This window comes from Desulfosporosinus fructosivorans, from assembly GCF_004766045.1.
Classification (GTDB): Bacteria; Bacillota; Desulfitobacteriia; order Desulfitobacteriales; family Desulfitobacteriaceae; genus Desulfosporosinus; species Desulfosporosinus fructosivorans.
In genome coordinates this window covers 759,044-781,846 of sequence record NZ_SPQQ01000002.1, presented here as the reverse complement: position 1 = coordinate 781,846, position 22,803 = coordinate 759,044, and the positions used below count along the sequence as shown (strand labels likewise).

19 protein-coding genes are annotated in these 22,803 nt (G+C 44.9%); 17 read left to right on the top strand and 2 right to left on the bottom strand.

Translation table 11 applies throughout. The features are described 5' to 3' along the window. Positions 1-180 precede the first annotated feature (180 nt). The 6 genes from E4K67_RS07835 (at position 181) to E4K67_RS07810 (ending at position 5,932) form a co-directional block, all read left to right on the top strand. The gene (locus tag E4K67_RS07835) at positions 181-939 is read left to right on the top strand and encodes an SDR family NAD(P)-dependent oxidoreductase (RefSeq protein ID WP_135545829.1); all 759 of its coding nucleotides are present in this window, start codon (positions 181-183) and stop codon (positions 937-939) included. A gap of 25 nt (positions 940-964) precedes the next feature. Continuing rightward, entirely contained in the window at positions 965-1,696 is a 732-nt protein-coding gene (locus E4K67_RS07830) for an electron transfer flavoprotein subunit beta/FixA family protein (protein WP_135545828.1), read from the top strand. A 52-nt stretch (positions 1,697-1,748) separates the two neighbouring features. Then, the gene (locus tag E4K67_RS07825) at positions 1,749-2,681 is read left to right on the top strand and encodes an electron transfer flavoprotein subunit alpha/FixB family protein (protein ID WP_135545827.1); all 933 of its coding nucleotides are present in this window, start codon (positions 1,749-1,751) and stop codon (positions 2,679-2,681) included. A gap of 47 nt (positions 2,682-2,728) precedes the next feature. Further along, the gene (locus E4K67_RS07820; RefSeq protein ID WP_135545826.1) at positions 2,729-4,207 is read left to right on the top strand and encodes an FAD-dependent oxidoreductase; all 1,479 of its coding nucleotides are present in this window, start codon (positions 2,729-2,731) and stop codon (positions 4,205-4,207) included. A gap of 118 nt (positions 4,208-4,325) precedes the next feature. Beyond that, positions 4,326-5,633: an FAD-dependent oxidoreductase gene (locus tag E4K67_RS07815; RefSeq protein ID WP_135545825.1), complete on the top strand. Its 1,308-nt coding sequence runs from the start codon at positions 4,326-4,328 to the stop codon at positions 5,631-5,633. Beyond that, the gene (locus E4K67_RS07810) at positions 5,630-5,932 is read left to right on the top strand and encodes a ferredoxin family protein (protein WP_243454363.1); all 303 of its coding nucleotides are present in this window, start codon (positions 5,630-5,632) and stop codon (positions 5,930-5,932) included. Before E4K67_RS07815 ends, E4K67_RS07810 begins: the two co-directional genes overlap by 4 nt. A 343-nt stretch (positions 5,933-6,275) precedes the next feature. On the opposite strand, the gene panB is transcribed toward E4K67_RS07810, so the two are convergent. Further along, positions 6,276-7,112: a 3-methyl-2-oxobutanoate hydroxymethyltransferase gene (gene panB / locus E4K67_RS07805; RefSeq protein ID WP_135545824.1), complete on the bottom strand. Its 837-nt coding sequence runs from the start codon at positions 7,110-7,112 to the stop codon at positions 6,276-6,278. 393 nt (positions 7,113-7,505) lie between these two features. Beyond that, the gene (locus tag E4K67_RS07800; RefSeq protein ID WP_135545823.1) at positions 7,506-9,407 is read right to left on the bottom strand and encodes a XylR N-terminal domain-containing protein; all 1,902 of its coding nucleotides are present in this window, start codon (positions 9,405-9,407) and stop codon (positions 7,506-7,508) included. 526 nt (positions 9,408-9,933) lie between these two features. Between E4K67_RS07800 and E4K67_RS07795 the strand changes: the two genes are divergently transcribed. The 11 genes from E4K67_RS07795 (at position 9,934) to cobC (ending at position 22,802) form a co-directional block, all read left to right on the top strand. After that, the gene (locus E4K67_RS07795) at positions 9,934-10,536 is read left to right on the top strand and encodes an acetate uptake transporter family protein (protein WP_135545822.1); all 603 of its coding nucleotides are present in this window, start codon (positions 9,934-9,936) and stop codon (positions 10,534-10,536) included. Between the two features lie 157 nt (positions 10,537-10,693). Next, positions 10,694-11,785, top strand: a complete 1,092-nt coding sequence (locus E4K67_RS07790; RefSeq protein WP_135545821.1) for an NAD(P)-dependent alcohol dehydrogenase — start codon at positions 10,694-10,696, stop codon at positions 11,783-11,785. 101 nt (positions 11,786-11,886) lie between these two features. Next, positions 11,887-14,712, top strand: coding sequence for a molybdopterin-dependent oxidoreductase (locus tag E4K67_RS07785; RefSeq protein WP_135545820.1), 2,826 nt, complete (start codon positions 11,887-11,889; stop codon positions 14,710-14,712). 81 nt (positions 14,713-14,793) lie between these two features. After that, positions 14,794-17,040 carry a pyridine nucleotide-disulfide oxidoreductase/dicluster-binding protein gene (locus E4K67_RS07780; protein ID WP_206752183.1) on the top strand — a complete coding sequence of 749 codons (2,247 nt, stop codon included), beginning with the start codon at positions 14,794-14,796 and terminating at the stop codon, positions 17,038-17,040. A 2-nt stretch (positions 17,041-17,042) separates the two neighbouring features. Next, positions 17,043-17,234: a DVU_1557 family redox protein gene (locus tag E4K67_RS07775; RefSeq protein ID WP_135545818.1), complete on the top strand. Its 192-nt coding sequence runs from the start codon at positions 17,043-17,045 to the stop codon at positions 17,232-17,234. A 36-nt stretch (positions 17,235-17,270) separates the two neighbouring features. Continuing rightward, positions 17,271-17,717 (top strand): DVU_1555 family C-GCAxxG-C-C protein, encoded by a 447-nt coding sequence (locus tag E4K67_RS07770; RefSeq protein WP_135545817.1) that lies wholly within the window; start codon positions 17,271-17,273, stop codon positions 17,715-17,717. 6 nt (positions 17,718-17,723) lie between these two features. Beyond that, the gene (gene trsM / locus E4K67_RS07765; RefSeq protein ID WP_135545816.1) at positions 17,724-18,449 is read left to right on the top strand and encodes a DVU_1556 family methyltransferase; all 726 of its coding nucleotides are present in this window, start codon (positions 17,724-17,726) and stop codon (positions 18,447-18,449) included. Between the two features lie 78 nt (positions 18,450-18,527). After that, positions 18,528-19,850, top strand: coding sequence for a radical SAM (seleno)protein TrsS (gene trsS, locus E4K67_RS07760; RefSeq protein WP_135545815.1), 1,323 nt, complete (start codon positions 18,528-18,530; stop codon positions 19,848-19,850). Positions 19,851-19,898: 48 nt separating this feature from the next. Then, complete coding sequence (locus E4K67_RS07755) at positions 19,899-21,056, top strand: DVU_1551 family NTP transferase (protein WP_135545814.1); 1,158 nt, start codon at positions 19,899-19,901, stop codon at positions 21,054-21,056. Then, positions 21,049-22,179 carry an XdhC family protein gene (locus E4K67_RS07750; RefSeq protein ID WP_135545813.1) on the top strand — a complete coding sequence of 377 codons (1,131 nt, stop codon included), beginning with the start codon at positions 21,049-21,051 and terminating at the stop codon, positions 22,177-22,179. The genes E4K67_RS07755 and E4K67_RS07750 overlap by 8 nt, the downstream gene beginning before the upstream one ends. After that, positions 22,176-22,802 (top strand): alpha-ribazole phosphatase, encoded by a 627-nt coding sequence (gene cobC, locus E4K67_RS07745; RefSeq protein WP_135545812.1) that lies wholly within the window; start codon positions 22,176-22,178, stop codon positions 22,800-22,802. Before E4K67_RS07750 ends, cobC begins: the two co-directional genes overlap by 4 nt. Position 22,803: the final 1 nt, after the last annotated feature.

Sequence of the window (22,803 nt, the reverse complement as noted above, 5' to 3'; positions counted from 1 at the left end):
ATGGATATAGCACCCTCTAAAGAGGCAGACCATTTTTGGTCTCTTCCGCTGGAGGGTGTTTTCTTATTGTATACAGCATCTAAAAAAGTTTGGAGGTTTCTCCAATGACAAACCAATTCTCACTCAATATAATTTAACTTGTCCATGTGAATAAAATAACTTAACTTAGGAGGGAAATACATGAAACAATTATTCGACTTTACTGGGAAAGTGGTTCTCATCACCGGTGCTCGATCGGGTATCGGACAAGCGGCGGCCGTGGCTTTTGCGGAGCAGGGCGCTAAGGTGGTCTTAGCCGGACGCAGCAACTGTGATGAAACTCTGGCCCGCATTAAGGATGCCGGCGGCGAAGGCATCTTCATACAAGGAGATGTCAGCGTTGCCGCCGATGTACAGAACATCGTCAATACAACCGTGAAAACCTACGGACGCCTCGACGTGGCCTTTAACAACTCCGGACTTTTGCCGGTGACGGCCAATATTGTGGATCAGACCGAAGAAGATTTTGACAAAATCATAGATGTCGACCTCAAGGGAGTATTCCTGTGCATGAAATATGAAATTCCCGAAATGCTGAAGCAGGGCGGTGGCTCGATCATCAACAATGGTTCGGTGGTTAGCCTTGTGGCAGACCCTGGAATGGCCCCCTATGTGGCGGCCAAGCATGGCGCGGCAGGACTTTCCAAGGCTGCGGCCCTTGAATATGCCAAGGATAACGTTCGCATTAATGTAATCGCCCCTGGTTTTACGGCAACCGAAATGACTGCCCCTTGGATGGTTGATCCTGCCGTGGAAGAAGTGATCAAGTCGTTCAACGCGGCCAACCGCATCGCTACTCCGGAAGAGATTGTGGGCATCGTCCTCTTCCTGGCCTCTCCAATGGCCTCCTTCATGACGGGCGCTGTCTATTCAGTGGATGCGGGACAAACTGCTCATTGATCATTAAGGTAAAAGGAGGAGCCCCATGAAAATCATCGTTGTATTTAAATGGTCAAGAAACCCACAGGACGCTCGAGTGGGAGTGGACGGAACCGTTAACTGGCAGGGCGTGAAAATGGCGGCAAACGATGATGACCCTACAGCTATGGAAATTGCTTGTTCTATAGCTGATGGGGGAGAGGTTATCGGTCTGACCGTGAACGACGGTGACGCTGCGTGGGCTGCGGCCAGAGGTGCAGCGCGCACCGTGATGATCTCTGACGCCCAGACGGATGTGAACAGCTCAGTAACGGGCTCGGTTCTTGCCGCTGCAATTCGGCGAGTTGAGGGCGTTGATGCGGTGCTCATAGGTGATTCAGCTTGGGACTACGGCGTGGTTTCCGCATTAGCGGGGCAGCTTGGTTGGCCGGCCGTGGCCGGTGTTGTTTCGGCAATGAAGGGGCAGGACTGTCTGCGCGTGACGCGCAAGATGGGCAGCGCATCACAGGTGCTTGAAGTTAAGGGACCTGTGGTGCTTGCGGTGTCGGCAAGTCGGGCCGAGCAAAACGTGCCAGGCATGAAGGAAGTTCTCGCGGCGCGAAAAAAACCTGTGGAAAAGCTTATATTGGCTGACCTGGGTCTTACGCCCGAGACCACTGTCAATTCCAAGGGAACCAGGTTCCCCGATACGCCTCCTGCGCGAATCATAGACGGGAGCGACCCCATGACCGCGTGCGAACAGCTAGTGGCTGCTCTGCGTGCGGATGGCGTGCTGTGAATATGTTCAGTCTCGTAGTCCTGTAAATTAAAGGAGAATCAGGAGAATTGATATGAATATGAATATGAATAGCTGGATCATTATTATAGACGAACGTCGTGCGGGCGGCATGCTTGACGCCGCCCAAAAGCTTGGCGGCGAAGTTGTGGCGGCTGTGGTGGGTCCGCGCGCTCTGGCGGATACCATAGCTGGATTGGGCTTTGATCGGGTACTCTGCTTTGAGACGGCGGAAGGCGTTCCTGCGGAAGCGTATGCTGCTCAAGTAGCCGAAGCGGCAGAAGCCGCGGCGCCCAGATTGGTGCTGGCGTCTGACGCACCGGTCGGCCGCATGCTAATCGGCGCTGTCGCCGCGAAACTGAATGCCGCCCTAATCGGCGCCGTTCGTGCTCTTGCCGCTGACGGCGAGCGCATTGTCGTAAGCCGGTCCACGGCAGAAGGCAAGGTCTTGGAAGATGTTGAGGTTCAGAGCGCTCTGGCCGTGATTTATGATGGGGAGGACATGGAAGTATCCTCCACACAACCTACCCCAGTGGAACTAATACCTGTTGTGGATCCCGGCTTAACGCTGAGGTTGATAGAAACCATCGAGGCCGGAGAAGACAGCGCTGGATTGCTGACTGCCGCCAGAGTTGTGGGTGTGGGTTTGGGAATTGGGTCAAAAGACAATCTGAAGCTTATTGAAGAACTGGCAGAAGCTATGCACGCCGAAACAGCTTGTACGTTACCTGTTTGCGACGATATGCGCTGGTTCACCTCGCACAGCGTCGTAGGTTCGTCGCACAACCAGATCGCACCTGATCTCTATATTGCCTTGGGCATTTCCGGGCAACCGCAGCATATGTCCGGCATTCGCGATGCCAAGGTCGTAGTTGCCGTCAACAATGACCCGGAAGCAAGAATATTCAAAAACTGCGACTATGGTATCCTTGGCGATCTGAACAAAATCGTCCCCGCGTTGGCCAGGGCATTCAAAACTATTGGCTGACCCGAGGCCTAGAAGCAACAACAAAAATTAAAGGGAGGAAAATTAACATGGCTGATCAAAACATCTCATTTGACGTGGAATATGATCTTGTCGTCATCGGCGGAGGCGGTTCCGGCAAGTCGGCGGCCCTTACCGCCGCTCAGGGAGGATTGCATGTTGGGTTGCTGGAAAAGATGGCAGAGACAGGCGGAACGTCAATTTATGCCGAAGGCACGGCGGCCTTTGAATCCAGTGAACAAAAAGCGCGCAAAGTGCCTGAGCATGAGGGAAAACATTTTCCTACAAAAGAGGAAGGCTTCCGCCGCTATACGGATTACAGCCATCACCGCGCCAATCCGGATGTTGTCCGGATGCAGGTGGAAAATACCGCGGAGACCATTGATATTATGAAGTCGATGGGCATCGTTTATACCGATGTGACCATTTACGCTTACGACCAGCCCCTTGAACTTTACACCTTCCACCGGCCAGATGGTTTAGGCGCGCACGTCCAGGAAGTGTTGCTGCGTAACTGCATCAATGCAGGGGTAGATATTTTCACGTCAACACCGGCTAAGAAGATATTGATGAGTGATGGGGCCATTGTGGGTGTTCAAGCGCTGGATTCGGATGGAAACACCATGAACATCGGCTGTAAGGCGGTTATTCTGGCCTCCGGTGGCTTTGGTAACAACCCCGACATGGTTGAGAAGTATTCGTGGCTTCATCGGTCCGCTCACTACACTTATCAAAGTGTGCCCACTGCGAATACGGGCGACGGACTTAACATGGCGCTTGAAGTCGGCGCCGACACGGAAAGTTTGGGCGCGATAATGATCATTCCCTGCGCGCGCTCCAAAACGCTTACCTCTCATGCAAGTGGAGCCGGTTCCCAACCCGTGCTGTGGGTCAACAAGACCGGTCGCCGTTTCGCCAGCGAGGAAGTGGCTATGAGCTTCGCCGATGCGGGCAGCACTATTGCCAAGCAGCCCGAGGGAGTGGTATACGCCATCATTGACACCGACACCGTGAACCATCTCATGGAGAATGGTTCGGACATCGGCCTTGGCGACTTCATTGAGTTTCATCAGAAGCTTACCCTTCTTCAGGCGGAACTGGATCAGGACGTGGCCGAAGGCATTGCCTGGAAGGGCGACACCATTGAGGCTCTGGGCAAGGACCTCGGATTTGATCCCACCATGTTTGCTACGATGGTGGCTGAGTACAACGATGCCTGCGATAAGGGCCATGATCCGCTATTCTACAAGCCCGCCAAGTTTCTCCGTTCTGTGCGCAAGGGACCGTTCTATGCCATCAACATGGCGCCAAGCGTGCTTGTGTCTGACGGTGGCATCCGCGTGAACGGCGATCTGCAAGTCACAAACAAGGACTACCAGCCCATTCCTGGTCTTTATGCCGTGGGCAACGAAGCCAGTGGACTTTACGGTGATACCTACAACCTGGATGTTCCCGGCACGGCCAACGGGTTTGCCCATGCCTCGGGACGTGTGGCCGCGCGCCATGTGATCAAGACTCTCAAGGGCTAATAAATGAATGTCGGGCGGCATGAAGTTCTCTCATGCCGCCCGCTTATGAGGATATGCCCCTCAACATTGTCGCTTCCCTAACGGTAGGGGACGGCAGAAAAGGAGGTTACGGAAAAAGGTGGATGATGTTGTAACTACGGATGTTGACTTTGACGTCATCGTTGTCGGAGCTGGCGTAGCAGGTTGCGTCACAGCGCACCAACTGGCGACCAAGGGGCATTCTGTGCTGTTGGTGGAACGCGGGCAGAACGCTGGCAGTAAAAACCTGTCGGGTGGAGTGTTTTATTGCCGAATTATGGAAGAAATTATGCCCGGGTTTCTTGACGAAGCTCCTGTAGAACGGCGTATTACCCGCAATTGCCTGAGTTTTCTTTCGGAAACATCCTTTGTGAACGTGGATTACGGCGACGCGCGGTTGGGACAATCCGTAACTGCTGTGTCTGTGCTGCGAGCCAAACTGGACGAATGGCTGGCCACCAAATGCGAAGAGGCAGGCGTTATGCTCATGTCGGGCGTCAAGGTGGAAACGCTGGTTATGGAAAATGAACGCATCGTGGGCATTCGCGCCGGAGACGACGAATTGCGGGCTCATGTGGTGGTTGCCGCTGACGGGGTGAATTCGTTTATCTGCCGTGATGCGGGGATCCGAGCAAAGGAACCGACGAAGCATTTGGCTGTGGGCGTAAAGTCAGTCATTGGCCTGCCCCGCAAGGTCATTGAGGAGCGCTTCAACTTGACGGGCGACGAAGGCGCTGCCTATGCCGTCGTTGGCGACTGTACCAACGGCATCGGTGGAGGCGGATTTCTATATACGAATCTTGAATCTCTGTCCGTCGGCGTGGTGCTCAGGCTTGATGACCTGGTCAGTAGAGGCGACACGTCGTCGGAACTGCACGACAGATTTTTGTCCCATCCCGCCATTGAACCATTTCTCAGGGGAGGAGAATTGTTGGAGTACGGGTGCCATATGGTTGCCGAAGGCGGTCAGGCCATGGTCCATGATCTGACAAGGCCCGGCCTGGTTGTGGTCGGCGAAGCCGCCGGTTTTGCGCTGAACACCGGATTCACCGTGCGTGGCATGGATTTGGCTGCAGGTTCCGGCCTGGCCGCCGCTAGGGCTATAGACGCCGCGCTGTTGAAGGGCGATTTTTCGAAGTCCTCTCTGGATGCGTACAGTGTGGAGCTAGACAATATTTTTGTGGGCAAGGATATGCGCACTTATGCGAGAGCGCCACAGTTTCTTGAAAATCCACGCATGTATGGAGCTTACGGACAGTTATTGAGCGACGTTATGTATAGCGTGTACAACCTTGACACTACTCCGCGACAGCACCTGCTTCCTGGCGCCATGGCGGCGTTCAAAAAAAGCCCCATGAATCTTATTCAATTGGTCAAGGACATGTATGCAGGGGTGAGGGCGTTATGAGTATGAAAAAGATTCAATTTGGAACGGTTCCCGAGCGTCTCGACAGGAATCGTTATGAAACGGATGTGGAACAGTCCCATATTCAGATTGATCAGCAGGCCGCAGCGGCCACAGGTGCGGGACTTCTGCTAGTGCGGGTTTGTCCCGCGCATGTTTACTCGCAACAGTCGGATGGGACTATTGGCGTCTTGTATGCGGCCTGCCTTGAATGTGGCAGCTGTTTGGCGGTCGCGCCCCCCGGAGTGCTCTCCTGGCACTATCCGCGTGGCGGCAGGGGAGTGATCTTCCGCGAAGGGTAACAGTACGACTCCGAGGTCATTTTGGCTCTATTAATAACCAAACTCTTCGCTAACCCTAAATTTTGCTTTCCTTGGCGAGGAGGGTACAGCTCAGCTGGGAAGCACCCGGAGCGCCTCGCATTTTTCAGGCGCCCAATTAACATTACGTTAACCTGAAGTTATCCATATGATGTGACGCATTGGTAGAAAATACGTAGCAAATCAGAACGGCTGATTCCCCATTCTTGTTAAGGGGAATCAGCCGTTTACCTCTTTGTCAAACAATATCTAAGTAATTGTTTTTAGCTACATACTTGTATTATTATATTAGCTCTATTTTGTCCTTGGTATTAGAATGATATGGTCATTCCCTACTTCCGTAAAGAGTCATTAATTCCTCTTCTTTCATTGTGAAACTGTGCTGGTCATCAGGAAAAAGCCCGCTTCTTACTTCGTCTACATATGCCAATAAGCCCTCAGTAATTTGTTTATTTACATTTGCATAGGGTTTAACAAATTTCGAGACACGTTCTACTCCGTAAGTGAGAATATCATGGTATACAAGCACTTGTCCATCTGTATGAACACCAGCTCCAATCCCTATTGTAGGAATCGAAACTAACGATGTAATTTCTTCGGCAAGCTGTTTTGGAACACATTCAAGGGTAATTGCAAAGGCCCCCACTTCCTGACACCGTTTTGCATCCTCGACTATTTTCCTGGCAGCTTGGGCATCCTTACCCTGAACTTTATATCCGCCAAGGACTCCCACTGATTGTGGAGTAAGCCCTAGATGAGATACAACCGGGATACCTGCTTTTACAAGTGCTTCGATATGTGAGAGCACTCCATCAGCCCCTTCCACTTTTACAGCATGAGCACCTGTTTCCTGAATAATCCTTGCTCCGTTTAAAAGTGTATCCCTGATCGAAAGATGACAACTCATAAATGGCATATCCACTACTATAAACGTGTTGCAAGCCCCACGTTTAACAGCCTTAGCGTGATGAATCATATCTTCCATCGTTACATAGATGGTTGAATCATAGCCAAGTACAACATTACCAAGAGAATCACCAACAAGAATCATGTCTACATCAGCTTGCTCTGCTTGTTTAGCTGATGGATAATCGTAGGCCGTAAGCATAACAATCTTTTTTCGTTGATTTTTCATTTCCAAGAAGTCTTTTGTTGATTTCATAATTTTTCCTCCTTTTTCAGGAGAGGTGATAAAACAATATAAAAAAGTTCCATCTGCCAGAAGGAAGGTTTTTAACAACTGTCTTATCCCTCTGTCCCGGTCCATAATGGATACAGGCAGTATAAATAACTGGATTCCACAATAAGGTGCAGTTCTAATGATACTGCCCAAGTTGAGTATATCAGATAAAATCTTACTCGGCTACAAAATTGGAATTTAGGACTTTTCAGCCTTTTAATTGAAGACGAATAATTCTATCAGCAACCTTTTTTATACCAGTCAGAAAGTATAAGTTTCGGGTGGCATAAGTGCAACTAAGGCGGCCGCCGGCGCCTGACGGCTTGGCGCCAGCCAAGTTCTTTTTACGTTACAAAAATGGATTTGGTTCTCAATTTACTTGACGATGTTATAGATCCTAACAGCCAATTGTAACTCAAAAAGTTCATCCGGAGAATTTAAATTATAACCAAAATCTTTTAGTTTGTTTAATCTATATTTTAAGCCACTTAAGGATAAGTTTGTCACGGATGCAGCTTTATGAATGTTTTCCGTCGATAAATACTGTTCAAAAGTTGTTAATAAATCGGAGTTATTTTTAGTATCATAATCTAAAATGGGTTTTAGTTTTTGGTTCATAAATTCGACAAGGCTTGTTGTAACTTCTACATCGAGCAATAATGACATCGATCCTAAATCATCATAAAACAAGATTCGATCTTTCTTGTTAAACGATTTTATGACTTTTAAGGCTTTACACGCTTGGACATAAGATTGATAGTAATCTTCTACTTTGGTGACCATACTACCAATACCAAAGGAAATGTTGCATCTCAAATAAGAAAGCCTCTCGCTCATTTTCTGAGCAATATTTCTGATATAATCCTTTGAAGTTAAGGCAGGAATTAATATTACAATTTTCTCTTTAACCTCAACACATATGACTGATGAATACTGTTCAGATAACCATTTATTTGTGACTTCAATAATTTCTTTTCTTTTTAGTAGTTTTCTTTCGGAACTGACTATATTAGTCTGATCGAAATCGATTTCCATTGCTATAACATAATGGGGAGCCAATATATTATGTCCTAAACGTTCTCCCCAAGCGACCACGGATTCGATATTAGAATATTTCTGACTGAAAAGTGAATCTATAAAATCAGCTCTAAATCGATGCTCGATATCAAACCTTTGGTTTTGTCGCATCATCTCCACTGCATAGATATCAGCAGCCCGTTGAAGTAAAATACGTGATTCTTGCAGGATTTCAGAGCTTCCTTTATAGAGAGCGGAAACAAACCCTAGAATATGATCGCCGGCTATAATCGGCAAGACAAAACAGTTGAACTTTAACTCATTGACATAAACAGGAATTTCAAGGGGCAGAAGGTGATTGACGGATTTAATATCTGGCTTAATATGTGGGGATAAAATATGAGCAAAATGTTGTTTAAGAACATATTTTACTTCTTCTGTAGCTGTGATATTAAGACCAGAGGTATGTGCTAATAACTTAAGATTGGTATCAAAAAGTAAGATATCTCCATTTGAGATTCGAGAAATGGTTTCGGTAATACCGGATAAACATTCTCCACGCAAAACCAATTGATAAAGCTCCTCGTGAATGGTAAGTGACCTCTCCAACCTTTTGTTTTGTTCCTGGATTCGTTTGTAGGCATCATCTAACTCCTCTTTGATGCTCGAATCTTCGTAAAAAGGAAGTTCTGGAACAATCCTCTCTCCCCAATCGGACAAGGTTCTTCCTTCAAATTCACAGACAGAATCACCTTTGCCTTCGCATTTCGTTTCAAGAAAATAAACTTTTTCCCCTAAAAACGCTGACCCATAACCACTGGCATAACCGCTGAGCATCCAACACACGGGATGATCGCTCACTCCAAAAATTCGGAGGTGTTGCTCAGCCTCAAAAGAGTTAACAAATCTTCCTTTTTTAAGGAAGATTTTCTTATCTCGGTCTACAGTCACAACATCATTTTCAGCCTTAGCAAACCCCTTATAAGTAAATAAAACAGACCCTGCAATAAGGGATTCTTCTTCACTGTCCCAGTTGAAATTATCTTTGAGGCTTTCTCCATCATTATAACCCAACTGCCATCCATAACGTAATAAAAACCCTTTGGCTCGTTCGTAGCCCAGGTTGTGTATAAGATCTTTACGCAAGGTTCCTATAGCATCCGCATTGAAAATCAGAGAGCGAGCTCCTTTAAGAAAGAATTTTCCTTCCTGTGGTCTAAATTCCAGCAACTCATCGATCTTAAGATCTATTGCTTTCATGAAGTTTTAACCCCCTCAGTTTACTAATATTTTAGCGTGAATAAATTTTGACTATCCCAAATGGTTAGATTGAGTATGCTAAAACAAGCTATATTTGACTGTTCAAAAAGATCACATTAGTGATACTATTATGAACTCTTTCAATCATTTAAGGTTTGTTTAAATATTGTTATAATTCATTATAGCAAATTTTCAAAAAATATATAGAGGAAATGTGAGTATTTAAATGAGGCGGTTTATGAAAGGAGGTAAGCTACGGTAATTCATGATAAGGGGGGTTATTGGTTAAGCAAAAGTTACAGTAATCAATAAAAAAGGAGTGGGGTAAAACGTAAAGCTACGGTGATCTAAAATCTATGAGAAACGTATGTAATCGAAAAGGTTGTTTCTGGCATGTTAACGTTATTATTCAAATACGCATAATCCACGATGTTATAAGAAGAAGTAAAGAAAGATAATTTAAGATGGTTCTCGAAGGATTAAGAGTCGCTATGACTATTAATATTGATGAAAGGGCGGTTTTTTGATGAATAAGTATGCAGATGCTTCTCCGTGTGGGAATATGGTACTTGCGTTTTTTTTAATAGTCTTTTTTGCTGTTCTTACAGGTCTTGTTCCTCCGGCGATGGGAACGTTCTTAATTCCTTTAGGGTTTGCTTCTTCTATCGGTCTTACGATTTCGGGCATTATACAGTTAAAAAACGGCGATCCGCTCGGTGGTAATCTGAATATAGCATTTAGTGTTTTTACATGGGTAGCTTGCGTTGAAACTTTGTTGAAGGTTCTAAAATTAATGCCAGCAGATTCTTCAGGAGCACTTGCTTGGCTTACTCTTGCTATGGCATTAGTAGTACTTGGGGTTACACCATTTTTACTCAAAGCAAATTTAGCAGCAGGGATGTTTATAATCGGTGCAGATATATTTTTCGCGCTCACTTCTTATGCAAGTTTCGTAGGTTCGCCAACGGTTGCCTATATTGCAGCTTGGGGTCTTCCTTTGTGTGTCTTTTCATGTTTATGGCAAGGAATATCGGTTCCCTTAAATGCTATAAATGGACGTACGGTATTTGGTCATGGACCAGCCTTGATTAGAAGCAAGCCGACAATAAAGGGGTCTACTAATAGTTAGTTTGTTTTTTAATTGTTAACATGCCTTTCTAATTCCTTAATAAAATCGATTGTAAAAGAATCAGGTTCATGATGTAAAGCCCTTACCTTTGTCAAAAAACAAAATATTTTAAATAGTATTTTGTTTTTTAGTAAACAATAATTAAGGAGTGGTAAAAATGTTGAGTAAAGCTGCGGTGATCTATAATCCGGGAGAAAAGTATGTAATCGAAAACATTGAAGTTGCGTCTCCTAAAGCTAATGAGGTTATGGTGAAAATTGTAGGATGCGGGTTGTGCCACACGGATGAGCTTGCCCAGACTGGAATAATTCCAATTACAATGCCAGTAGTTCTCGGACATGAAGGAGCAGGAGTAGTCGTTGAAATCGGTCCGGGCGTAGAAGGGATCAACGTGGGAGATCATGTTGTACTGTCCTACAGTTCCTGTGGCCATTGTGAAATGTGTCTGACTGGAAATGCAAATATCTGTGTCAACAATATGAGATTAAATTTTGGCGGAGCAATGAGCGACGGCACTAGCAGACTGAGCTTAAACGGCAAAGATGTCTCTAACTTCTTTGGACATTCTTCGTTTGGTAATTATGCTGTTGCTAATCAAAGGAACGTCGTAGTCGTGGATAAGGATGTTGATTTGACCATTTTGGGACCTTTAGGTTGTGGCATACAAACTGGAGCCGGTACTGTTTTAAACGGCTTGAGATGTAAGTTCGGCACATCCATAGTTGTTTTTGGAGCTGGAGCAGTTGGCTGCGCTGCTATTATGGCGGCCAAAATAGCTAATTGCCAAAATATTATTGCTATTGATATAGTTCCTGAAAAACTGCAATTAGCTAAAGAACTTGGTGCCACTCATGTTATAAACGGTAAAGAAGTAGAGGATGTTGTTAAGGAAATTCAGGAAATTACTAAGGGCGGCGCTCATTATTCGGTTGAGACAACGGGTGTACCGGCTTTAGTCAATCAATCTCTGTATTCTTTAAGAACTGGGGGACATTGTGCGGTTGTTGGAGTATCTGGCGATGTTACAATCAACGTATTTGGTGCGATTATGTTGGAAGGAAGAACCATGCAAGGGTTTATCCAAGGAAATGCAATACCGCAACTCTTCATTCCTAAATTGGTAGAATACTTCAAAGCAGGGCTGTTCCCCTTAGATAAGTTGATCAAAGTTTATGATTTAGAGCAGATTAATGAAGCTTATGATGATGTTCATAAAGGGAAGGCATTAAAAGCTGTTGTTAAAATGTAGGGCCGAGGTTCATCTGTCTAATGAAGACAAAACCATTCATTTTTAAATCATTGATTTAGAAATAACATTTTTTATAGGGCAGAGAGAGAGGAATATTGTAGATGAGCTTACGAAAAACCACGGTTTTCCTGAACGGTGTAAAGCGAAATATTATCTGTGATCCCGAAAAAGATACTCTGGCAACTGCGATCAGGAGAATGGGACTTACGGGAACAAAAGTAGGATGTGGGGTAGGACAGTGTGGTTCTTGCTCGATTATCCTCAATGGAGAGATTGTACGGTCGTGCACCCGCAGAATGAAAAATATTGCCGAGAACAGCCAAATCGAAACGATCGAAGGAATTGGTACAGCTAGTAATCTACATCCGCTTCAACAAGCTTTTATGACATATGGTAGTGTTCAATGCGGATTCTGTTCTCCCGGGTTTATCATGTCGGCAAAAGCCTTGTTGGATCAAAACGTAAATCCCACGAGAGAAGAAGTTCGCGCATGGTTCCAAAAACACCGCAATGTATGTCGCTGTACGGGCTATAAGCCTATTGTTGATGCTGTTATGGCAGCGGCAAAAGTTCTTCGCGGCGAAGCCATAATGGAGGACATTGCCTTTAAAATGGAAGGCAACCAAGTCTATGGAACAGCGCTTCCCAGACCCACCGCCCTTGCTAAAGTTACTGGACTTTGTGATTATGGAGATGATCTCAAATACAAAATGCCGGAAGATACCCTGCATTTAGCCATAGTTCAGCCTAGAGTATCGTCACATGCTAAGATTCTTAATATCGATACCGCTCAGGCTGAGGCGATGACGGGCGTTGTCAAGGTGGTAACTGCCAAAGATATTAAAGGACTTAATAGAGTCATCGTACCGCTGGATCACCCCCGTTCAATCATGAAAGGGCTGGAACGGCCACTTCTTGCTGATAAAAAAATCTTCAGATATGGTGATGTCGTAGCAGTAGTTGTTGCCGAGACTGAGGAACAAGCTCGAGAAGCCGCTAAAATGGTCAAGGTTGAGATTGAGCCGCTTCCAGAATACATGAACGTATTGGATGCGGTTGCCCCGGATGCCATCCGCATTCACGAGGAGACCCCAAATACTTACCTCAAGCAGCCGGTTCTCAAGGGAGCATTGGCAAGCGATGTTATTGATGAATCCTTCTGTGCTGTGGAGGGGAGCTTTTACTCCTCCAGAGAAGCTCATCTATCCGTAGAAGGCGATACGATGCAGGGCTATTGGGATGAAGATGGCAATTTAGTCATCCAATGCAAATCCCAGGCAATTGGCTTTAACAGGTTAGGAATTGCTTATGGAATCGGTATAGATCCCGAAAAATTAAGAATTATTGAAAATCCAACCGGCGCCAGTTTCGGATGGGCAGCATCTCCGGGAAGCTTTGCCCTGATGGGTGCCTGCTTGATGGAAATTAAAGACAGGCCTCTCACCCTGACGATGTCCTATGAAGAACACATGCACTTCAGCGGAAAACGGGCACCTGCCTATAGTAATGCAAGATTGGCCTGCGATGAAAAGGGAAAACTAACTGCGTTGGAATTTGATGTAGCTATGGATCGCGGTCCATATACGGAGTATTCCGGTCACATTATGGAGAAGGTTATGCGATTCATGGGTTGGCCCTACAATATTCCAAATGTAACGGGATTGGGAAGAATTGCATTCACAAATCATTGCTTTGCAACTGCTTATAGGGGTTTTGGATGTCTGCAAGCGTATACAACCTCTGAGGCAATAATGGATATGCTGGCAGAAAAAATGGGAATGGATCCTTTTGAATTCAGATATCAAAATATCGCCCGTGATGGTCAGACCAATATTAACGGATATCCTTTTAAAGAATACCCTATGGAAGAAATCATGGATACCCTGCGTCCCATCTATCAAGGTGCACTTGCCAAAGCAAAAGCCGAAAGCACTGACACAGTTAAGCGTGGTGTGGGAATTGCCATGGGTGGTTTTAACGTAACCCTGGGGCCTGGCGACCATGCAGAAGTTGCCTTGGAACTTAATCCTGACGGCACGATAACTCACTATAATACCTGGGAAGATCAAGGACAAGGCGGAGATATCGGGACATTGTCCGTTACTCATGAAGCTCTCAAACCATTGGGTCTCACTGCTGACCAAATTCGACTGTGTATGAATGACAGCCATCGTTGTCCTGACACAGGGATTGCAGCGGGTAGCCGTTCCCACTTTATGGCTGGATATGCAACCATTGATGCGGCTAATAAACTGATGAATGCTATGCGTAAACCGGAAGGAACCTTTAGGACCTATTCTGAAATGGCGGCTGAAGATATTCCCACTAAATACTTGGGGGTGTATGACACAACCGGGACAGGTACTCCTTTAGATCCAAATACCGGTGTGGGTGATCCTACCCAGGCCTATATGTATGGTGCTTTTTTAGCTGAAGTAGAAGTGAATGTAGAGACTGGCAAAGCAATGTGTGTAGGAATGACCTCAGTCGGTGATGTAGGAAAGATCGGAAATATTTTAGCGGTTGAAGGGCAGGCTTACGGTGGACTTTCCCACAGTATTTCCTTTGCACTAAAGACCAATTACGACGATTTGAAAAAAGGTTCCACAATGGCAGGTGCAGGTATTCCTTATTGTCAGGAGATTCCGGATAAATTTGATAATATATTCTTAGAAAATCCCAGAAAAGTTGGGCCTTTTGGATCCTCCGGATGTTCAGAACTCTATCAGTCCAGCGGACATGTGGCCGTAATCAATGCGATCTATAATGCAGTTGGGGTAAGAATTTATGAGTTGCCCGCAACTCCTGAGAAGATCAAGGCTGGCCTGGAAGCTAAGGCAAGAGGAGAAGATCTGAAACCTAAAAAATATTTCTTAGGTTCTGATCTTTATGATGAAATCGAAGAGATTAATACCAATCCTGTCTAAGAAGCTTAATAATACGAATTATAGACGCATTGAAAAATGCGTCTGTATCAACTATTGTGGGAAATAATCGAGGTGCATTTAATGGGAATTGAAGATTTTCAAAACTATACCGATCATTGTTTTAATGGTACTGAGGCACCTTGTATGTCGGCCTGTCCCCTCAAGGTTGACGTGCGGGCTGTTATCGAAAAAGTTCAAAAGGGTAATTTCACTGCAGCCTATCGATTATATCGAAATCAAGTCCTATTTCCACGGATTGTAAGTACAATATGCGAGCAACCCTGTAACGATGTGTGTCTTCAAGAAACAGTTGATACAGCGATTAACCTACGATACATTGAACAAGCTTGTGTAGGATTAACCAAGACTAGAGAACCAATTGGTTATAACGTTCCTCCGAAAAAATTTCATATTGCCATTATTGGAGCAGGGCTTAGCGGTATGGCGTGTGCTCTGAAACTTGCCAGCAGAAATTATTCTGTAACTGTTTATGAAAAGAACGATATTCCTGGAGGAAAACTCGCTGAAATATTGCCGAGGGATCTCTATCTGTCTGAATTTCAAAATGAATTTCAAAATGTTTCTTATAATTTAGTGACATCGAAAGAAATTACCAAACTCGAAGAAATTGAGGCAGATGCTGTTTATGTAGCCACCGGTACAGGTGGACGGACCTTCGGTTTGCAGGAAGAAATGGATTATAATTCTCTTGGAACAAAAAAGCCGGGTTTCTTTCTTGGCGGAAGAGTGATCGGCTCAAATTCAATCGAAGCGATTGAACATGGGATCCGTACATCACAATCGATCGAAAAGTATCTAAAAGTTGGACTTATGGATGGAGTTCCTGAGACCTACGCAAAACGGTCAATTATTCAAAATTACTATAAACTCCCAGTTGCCGCCGGAGTTTATACCCAAAATTTACAGGAAATAATCGCCGAACAAGCCATTACTGAAGCAAAACGGTGCTCGAAGTGCGATTGCAGCTTATGTGTAGATTCATGCGATTTAATGCAGAAGTTCAATAAAGGTCCTAAGCGAATTGGATCGGATGTCACGACCACTCTTCGCCCTATTGAAAAGTTCTCCAAAAGAATAGCAAGTAGACTTATTAACTCCTGTAATATGTGCGGTCTTTGTGAAACAGTATGCCCTGAAAAGATTGATATGGAGGATTATTTGCTGCAGGCAAGACATTTCTTGTTTAAGGATGGAGCGATCCCCTCGGCATACCATGATTTCTGGTTGCGGGATATGGAGTTCGCCCATTCCGATCAAGCTTATGTCCTTATTTCTCCGGAAAGCGGTGAGAAAAGCCGGTATATGTTTTTCCCTGGCTGTCAACTCGGGGCCTCAGAGGAAAATTATGTTTTGAGAGCTTACGGATTCCTTAAAGAACTTTATAATGATACATCGCTTTTGGTGGGGTGTTGCGGTGTGCCAGCCGATTGGGCAGGGGATGAAGGGATACGGGATACAGTTCAAAACAATATCCTTCAGGAATGGAGCAAAATGGGTGAACCAACGGTCATTCTAGCCTGTCCGACCTGCATGAAAACATTTACCCGTTATTTACCCCAAATTAAAATTGTATCTTTCTATAAGATCATGGTTGAACACCCACGATTTGAATGGAAAGCAAAGGGAAAGGGAAAAACCATATCGGTATTTGATCCTTGCGCCAGCCGCTATGATCGTGCCATGCAGGCGGATATCCGTAAACTGATCACTGAAGCCGGTTTTCAGATTGAAGAATTGAGCCATAACGGGACAGAGGCACGATGCTGCAGTTTTGGGGGGCATATTCACGCTGCAAATCCTGAACTGGTCAAGAAGATCACGACAGACCGAATTGGGGAAAATAATAACCCCTATGTCACCTACTGCTCAAACTGCCGAGACACCTTTGCTTCAGAGGGAAAAGCATGCAGTCACATCTTAGATATTCTTTTTGATATAGGTTCCCCGGAGCGTTTAGCTCCGAATTTGTCTCAACGAAGACGGAACAGAGTTGCTTTTGCTAATAAACTGAAAGGTAATGGAATAGTAGAGGGAGGAACGGATCATAAATTGGAGCGTGCTAACTTAGAAATACCCTCTGAGCTGATGAAAACGATGAATGATTATCTAATTTTAGAAGAGGATGTCCTTGCAGTCATTGAGCATTGTGAAGCAACAGGAAATGTACTCCAAAACAAATCCACAGGGGAATTTACGGGACATTTATCCCAGGGAGTCATCACGTATTGGGTCACCTATGAAAAAACAGACTCGGGCTATAAACTAAAAAAAGTATACTCCCATCGTATGAAAATTGAGGAGAACTAACGATGAACGAAGACGAAGTCTATTGTGTGAAATGCAATGTGCGATTAGTAGCTTTAAAAACTACATTCACCTATTTGAAACATGAATTTTATGTTGATTTGCCCAGATGCCCGAGCTGCGGTCAGGTGTATGTATCCGAAGAACTTGCCAAAGGCAAAATGACTGAAGTTGAAATGTCCTTAGAAGACAAATAAATAGAGGATTACTGGGATAGGAAAGGGGGGAGCAATATGACGGTTGATTCTTTTCGTATGTTTCAGATGGCCTCTCAGGGATTTTGTTGCAGTCAAATACTTTTAACTCTGGCCTTAGAGACACAAGGGAAAGAAAATCCGGAATTAATAAGGGCGATGCATGGCCTATGCGGTGGCATGGGTAGGTCAGGGAGTACCTGTGGGGTATTGACCGGAGGAGCGTGTTTAATTGGGCTAACTGCTGGAAAAGGAGCCACGGATGAACAATCTCATCCACACATTCACAGGATGGTGCAGGAATTGCTGGAATGGTTTGAGGAGACCTATAATTCTATTGAATGTGAAGGAATTCTTCATTATAAGCTTGAGGAAGGTTCAGCGTACCCCATTCAATGTGGAAATATCATATCTGATACCTATGACAAAGTTCAGGAGATCCTTGCTGCTCATACGGAGCCTACATTGCAGGAAGAGGAAGATTAAGCCAGTATGGAAACAGGTAACAGCTATGAAAATGGAGTGCTGCGGCAGACGACCGGCGATACATTAAGACCCGGAGGCTTCTTTTTAACCGATCTAGCCATTGAGAAATGTGTTTTTCTTCCTGGGGACCACGTTCTTGATGTCGGTTGCGGTTATGGGGCTACAGTAGATAGATTGGTATCACTATACCAATTAAAGGCTTTTGGTATCGATCCTTCAGAAACTTTACTGAATATTGGCCTAAATAAATATCCGGATTTGTCTCTGAGTAAGGGAAAAGGAGAGGATCTGCCTTTTTCAAATAACTCGATGGACGGAATTTCATGCGAATGCAGTTTGTCATTAATGACAGATGTGAACCAAGCCTTTCAAGAAATTAATCGAGTACTCAAACCTACCGGTCGATTGATTGTCCATGATGTTTATGCCCGCAATTCAGTCGGCTTGAATGAGCTTCATGAGCTTAATCTTAATTCCTGCCTGAGAAACACAATAACTGAGGAACAGATCCGTAAGGGACTTAGCAGTAACGGTTTACAAATTGTACATTGGCAGGATCATTCACAGCTTTTGGTTCAACTCATGGTGGATCTAATCATGACTCATGGTTCGGTAAACGAATTTTGGATAAAATCAGGAGGGTGTACATCCGATCCTTCAGCCGTTCAGGTAGTACTAAAGAAGGCAAAGGTCGGTTACTTTCAATTGATTGCGGAAAAAATCTCGCGTTAACAAGTCAATAGAAAAAAGATAAATGCTTAGGTTTACGGAGTTTTGTATTAGGTTAGTTAGAGAGAAAGGAGCAAGGCCTTGAACGAAAGGTTTATTTCGGAAACCCGTAGTGTATGTCCTGAGTGCCTTCAGCGGATTCCTGCGCAAAGAGTTGCTCTTGGAAATAAGGTATATATGATAAAGCAATGTCCCGAACACGGAGAATTCCGCACCGTATTGTGGCGCGGGAGCCCTACTTGGGAATCCTGGATTAGACCGACCACCCCCAGTAAGCCTAGAGTTGTTTTCACAGAGGTTGAAAGGGGATGCCCCTATGATTGTGGTTTGTGTGCCGACCATTGGAAGCCGACTTGCACTGCTCTCTTGGAAGTAACCCAACGTTGCAATCTGAATTGCCGTTTTTGCTTTGCCGATGCGGGAGTTAGCATTCCTGACCCCTCCCTGGACGTTATCGCTGAATGGTACGATAAAGTGATGCAAGCCAGTGGTCCGGCCACTATTCAGTTATCTGGCGGTGAACCAACGATAAGGGATGATTTGCCCAAAATAGTGGCTTTAGGAAAATCGATCGGTTTCAATTTCATTCAGATCAATACCAATGGTTTGAGGTTGGCAACCGATATGTCATTTTTGCAGCAGTTACAGGAGGCAGGACTTAACTCCGTGTTTTTACAGTTCGACGGTACGGAAGAGCATGTATATGAAGTGTTAAGAGGTCGCAAATTGCTTAAAGAAAAAATTAAGGCCATCGAAAATTGCTCAAAGCATGGGATTGGAGTTGTTCTGGTTCCCACCTTAGTGCCTGGAATCAATACTCAACAAATCGGAGCCATTATTCAGTTTGCACTGGAGTACCATCCTGGTGTAAGAGGCGTCCATTTTCAGCCGGTCAGTTATTTCGGAAGAATTCCTCAGGAACCCCGGGAACAGGACAGGATAACCCTGCCTGAAGTTGTTCAGGCGATTGAAGATCAAACCCACGGATTAATTAAGGCCTCAGAAATACAGCCAAACAATGGACGCTGCTCTTTCAGCAGCAATTTCATGCGACAACCTAACGGTTCATTGAAGGTATTAGAGAGTAAGAGTTGCTGTGGACCAGAACTTGCCGAGGACTTGGTCCAAAAAACCCGAACGTATGTCGCCAGGCAATGGGATGGTATCGGTCAAACGGGCGACTCGTGTTGTTGTGGTGATCCCTGGGAGGACGTGCTCAGACAGATCAAAAGAGACGGTTTTTCAATTACCGGGATGGCATTTCAAGATGCTTGGAATTTGGACTTAGAACGTTTACAAAACTGTTGCATTCATGTCGTGAGTCCAGAAGGTAAACTGATTCCGTTCTGTGCGTATAATCTTACGGACCGCAACGGGAACTCAATCTACAGGAAGGGGAGGTAGTGCAAGTTCTGTTGATACCGATCCGACTTCTGGAGGTGTTATATAACAATGGCAGATAGAGAGAAGGATTTGGAGAGACCTTATGTAGCAGCTGTCATTTTGGCCGCAGGCTATTCGTTTCGGATGAAAAGTTTCAAACCCCTATTGCCGCTTGGTTCAGTTCGCGTTGTAGAAAAAGCGGTTCACGCCTTCCAAGAAGCCGCTATCCAAGATATACGAGTTGTGCTTGGGCATAGGGCAAACGAACTGCTTCCGGTACTGGAGGGACTAAAGGTTCAGAGTGTAATTAATGACAATTACGCGGAAGGAATGTTTTCTTCGGTGAAGGCAGGTGTCAAGAGTTTAAGCCAAGATATCGATGGGTTCTTTCTTTTGCCAGTCGATAATCCGATTATTCAGCAAAATACGCTATCTGAACTCTATCAGACCTTTAGCACTGGCAAATTCGGGATTGTCTATCCAGCTTTTCACGGGAAAAGAGGGCATCCCCCACTTATTTCTTGCCGTTATGCAAATGAAATTTTAGATTGGAACGGAAAGGGCGGGCTTAAAAATCTACTGGAATATTACGAGGTTGACGCTGTAAATGTCGAGTTAGAGGACCGGGGTGTTTTGATGGATATGGATACCCCGGAGGATTACCGAAAGATGCTGACATATATGGCTAGCGTTCCGCTTCCGACAGAAGAAGAATGTTATAAATTGTTAAAAATGAATAATACCCCTGTCAAGGTTATCGAGCACTGTAAACAGGTTGCAGGGTTAAGTTGCTGGTTGGGCAAGCAATTATGCGAAGCCGGTTACGTTCTGAACCTGGAATTGTTAAACACCTCGGCCATATTGCATGATATCGCAAAAGGAAAAGAAGATCATGCTCGTGCAGGCGCTGAAATTATGGCCAATTATCCGGAGATAGCAGAGATCATTGCCTCTCATATGGATATATTTTTAGACGCTACCCAAGCCATCACTGAGAAAGAAATTGTGTATTTGGCAGATAAACTGGTAAAAAACAATCGGATTATCTTGCTTCAAGACCGGTTTAAGGCGGTTCTGAAGCGATTTGAGGGTGAATCACAAGCTCAGGAGAATATTCGGCAACGCTTTAAGAACGCACAAATGATTCAGACTCAAATTGAATATATGTTACAAAAATCACTACAAAATCTTAGTAACCTCGAACTTAGGAGAGATGCCAATGGATAAGGACATCAAAGAAGGTCTGCGAATTGTCTTGGAAGAAAAATGTGAGGCAGCATTAGTCACCATCACGAAAGTATTAGGCTCAGTTCCTCGTAAACCGGGAGCACAAATGTTAATTTTTGCCGATGGAAGGACAGTCGGGTCTATCGGTGGTGGATGCGGTGAGGCGGAAGCCAAGCGGAAAGCTCTTATGGTAATGAACACTCATACAGTGGATAAATATCATTTAAACATGACAGCGGATATTGCCGAAGATGAAGGTATGGTTTGCGGGGGCATCATGGAATTATTTATAGAATATATAGGTCTTGAAAGTACCCCGGAACAGTTAGTTCAATTGGAGAATTACCTGGATTCATTGGATCGCGGCGATTGTCCTATAATGGTTACGGTGACGGAGTCACTCCAGAATCACATTGGCAGAAAGATGATCATTCAAAAAGACGGAAAATTCTTTGGTGATCTGGGTTCTTCGGATTTAAACCGGGCTGCCCATAATTATATTCAAGCGAATGGTAACAACGGTCGTTTTGCGATGATTAATCTGGACGCTTCGTTTATTCCTTGCGAAAAAGCCGAAGAAAAGATCGCTTTTCAACTGTTAGTGGAACCTCAAATTTCTGAAATTCAACTATTGATTTTGGGTGGAGGACATATTGCGCTGCCTTTAGTCAGTATAGCTAAAATTCTTGGTTATGATGTAATCGTTGTGGATGACCGGCCATCTTTTGCCAATCACGGACGGTTCGGAACTGCTGACAGAGTTATTTGTAATAATTTTGAACAAGCTCTCGATGAGATTGAAATAGGACCGCAGACCTACGTTGTAATCGTTACAAGAGGGCATCGTTATGATAAAGAATGCCTGAAAAAAGTAATCTATCGCCCTGCAGGGTATATCGGGATGATTGGCAGTCGTCGCCGAGTGAAAGCACTCTTGGCTGAATTGCTTGAGGAAGGATTTCCCTCTGAGCGATTGCAAAGCATCTATTCACCCATCGGCCTAAAAATCGGAGCTGAAACACCAGAAGAAATTGCTCTTTGCATTTTGGGAGAGATTATTCAAGTTCAAAAAGATTTAAATAAATTACCTAAAAATAGATGTTCCTCAATGAAAATGAAATGAAACAGATCTATCTTGTTAGGCATGGCGATATTGGGCTGGGACACGAAAAGCGATATATTGGAGTAACGGATCTTGCACTAAGTGAAGCGGGCCGGGAGCAAGCTCATTTTCTCAAGGAATATTTGAGCTCGATCTCTTTCGAGCGTAGCTATTGTAGTCCTCTAATGAGATCGCGTGAAACGGCTGATATTATTACTACAGTCCAGCCTATTAGTCCGATCGTTCAGTCTTATTTAAAGGAAGTCAACATGGGAGACTGGGAGGGAAAGCTGTTCACCGATATCCGAAATGAGTATCCCCTAGAATACAAACAGCGTGGTGAAGATATCGCGAATTATCGTCCGCCTTGTGGAGAAAGCTTTTCCGATTGCTATCAGCGAGTCATTCCGCCATTTGAGAGTATGATTCTGTCCAACACAAAGAATATTCTCGTGGTTGGTCATGCGGGGATTAACCGAGTCATCTTGTGTTATGCTCTCGGCTTACCATTGAACCATCTTTTCAAGTTAAAGCAAAGTTACGGTTGTCTTAACATATTGCTATATGACAAGAAGAGATTCCAGTTAAAAACCTACTTTGAGAATCCGGTACATGATCAGGACAAGAAAGTGGAGGAGTTATAGG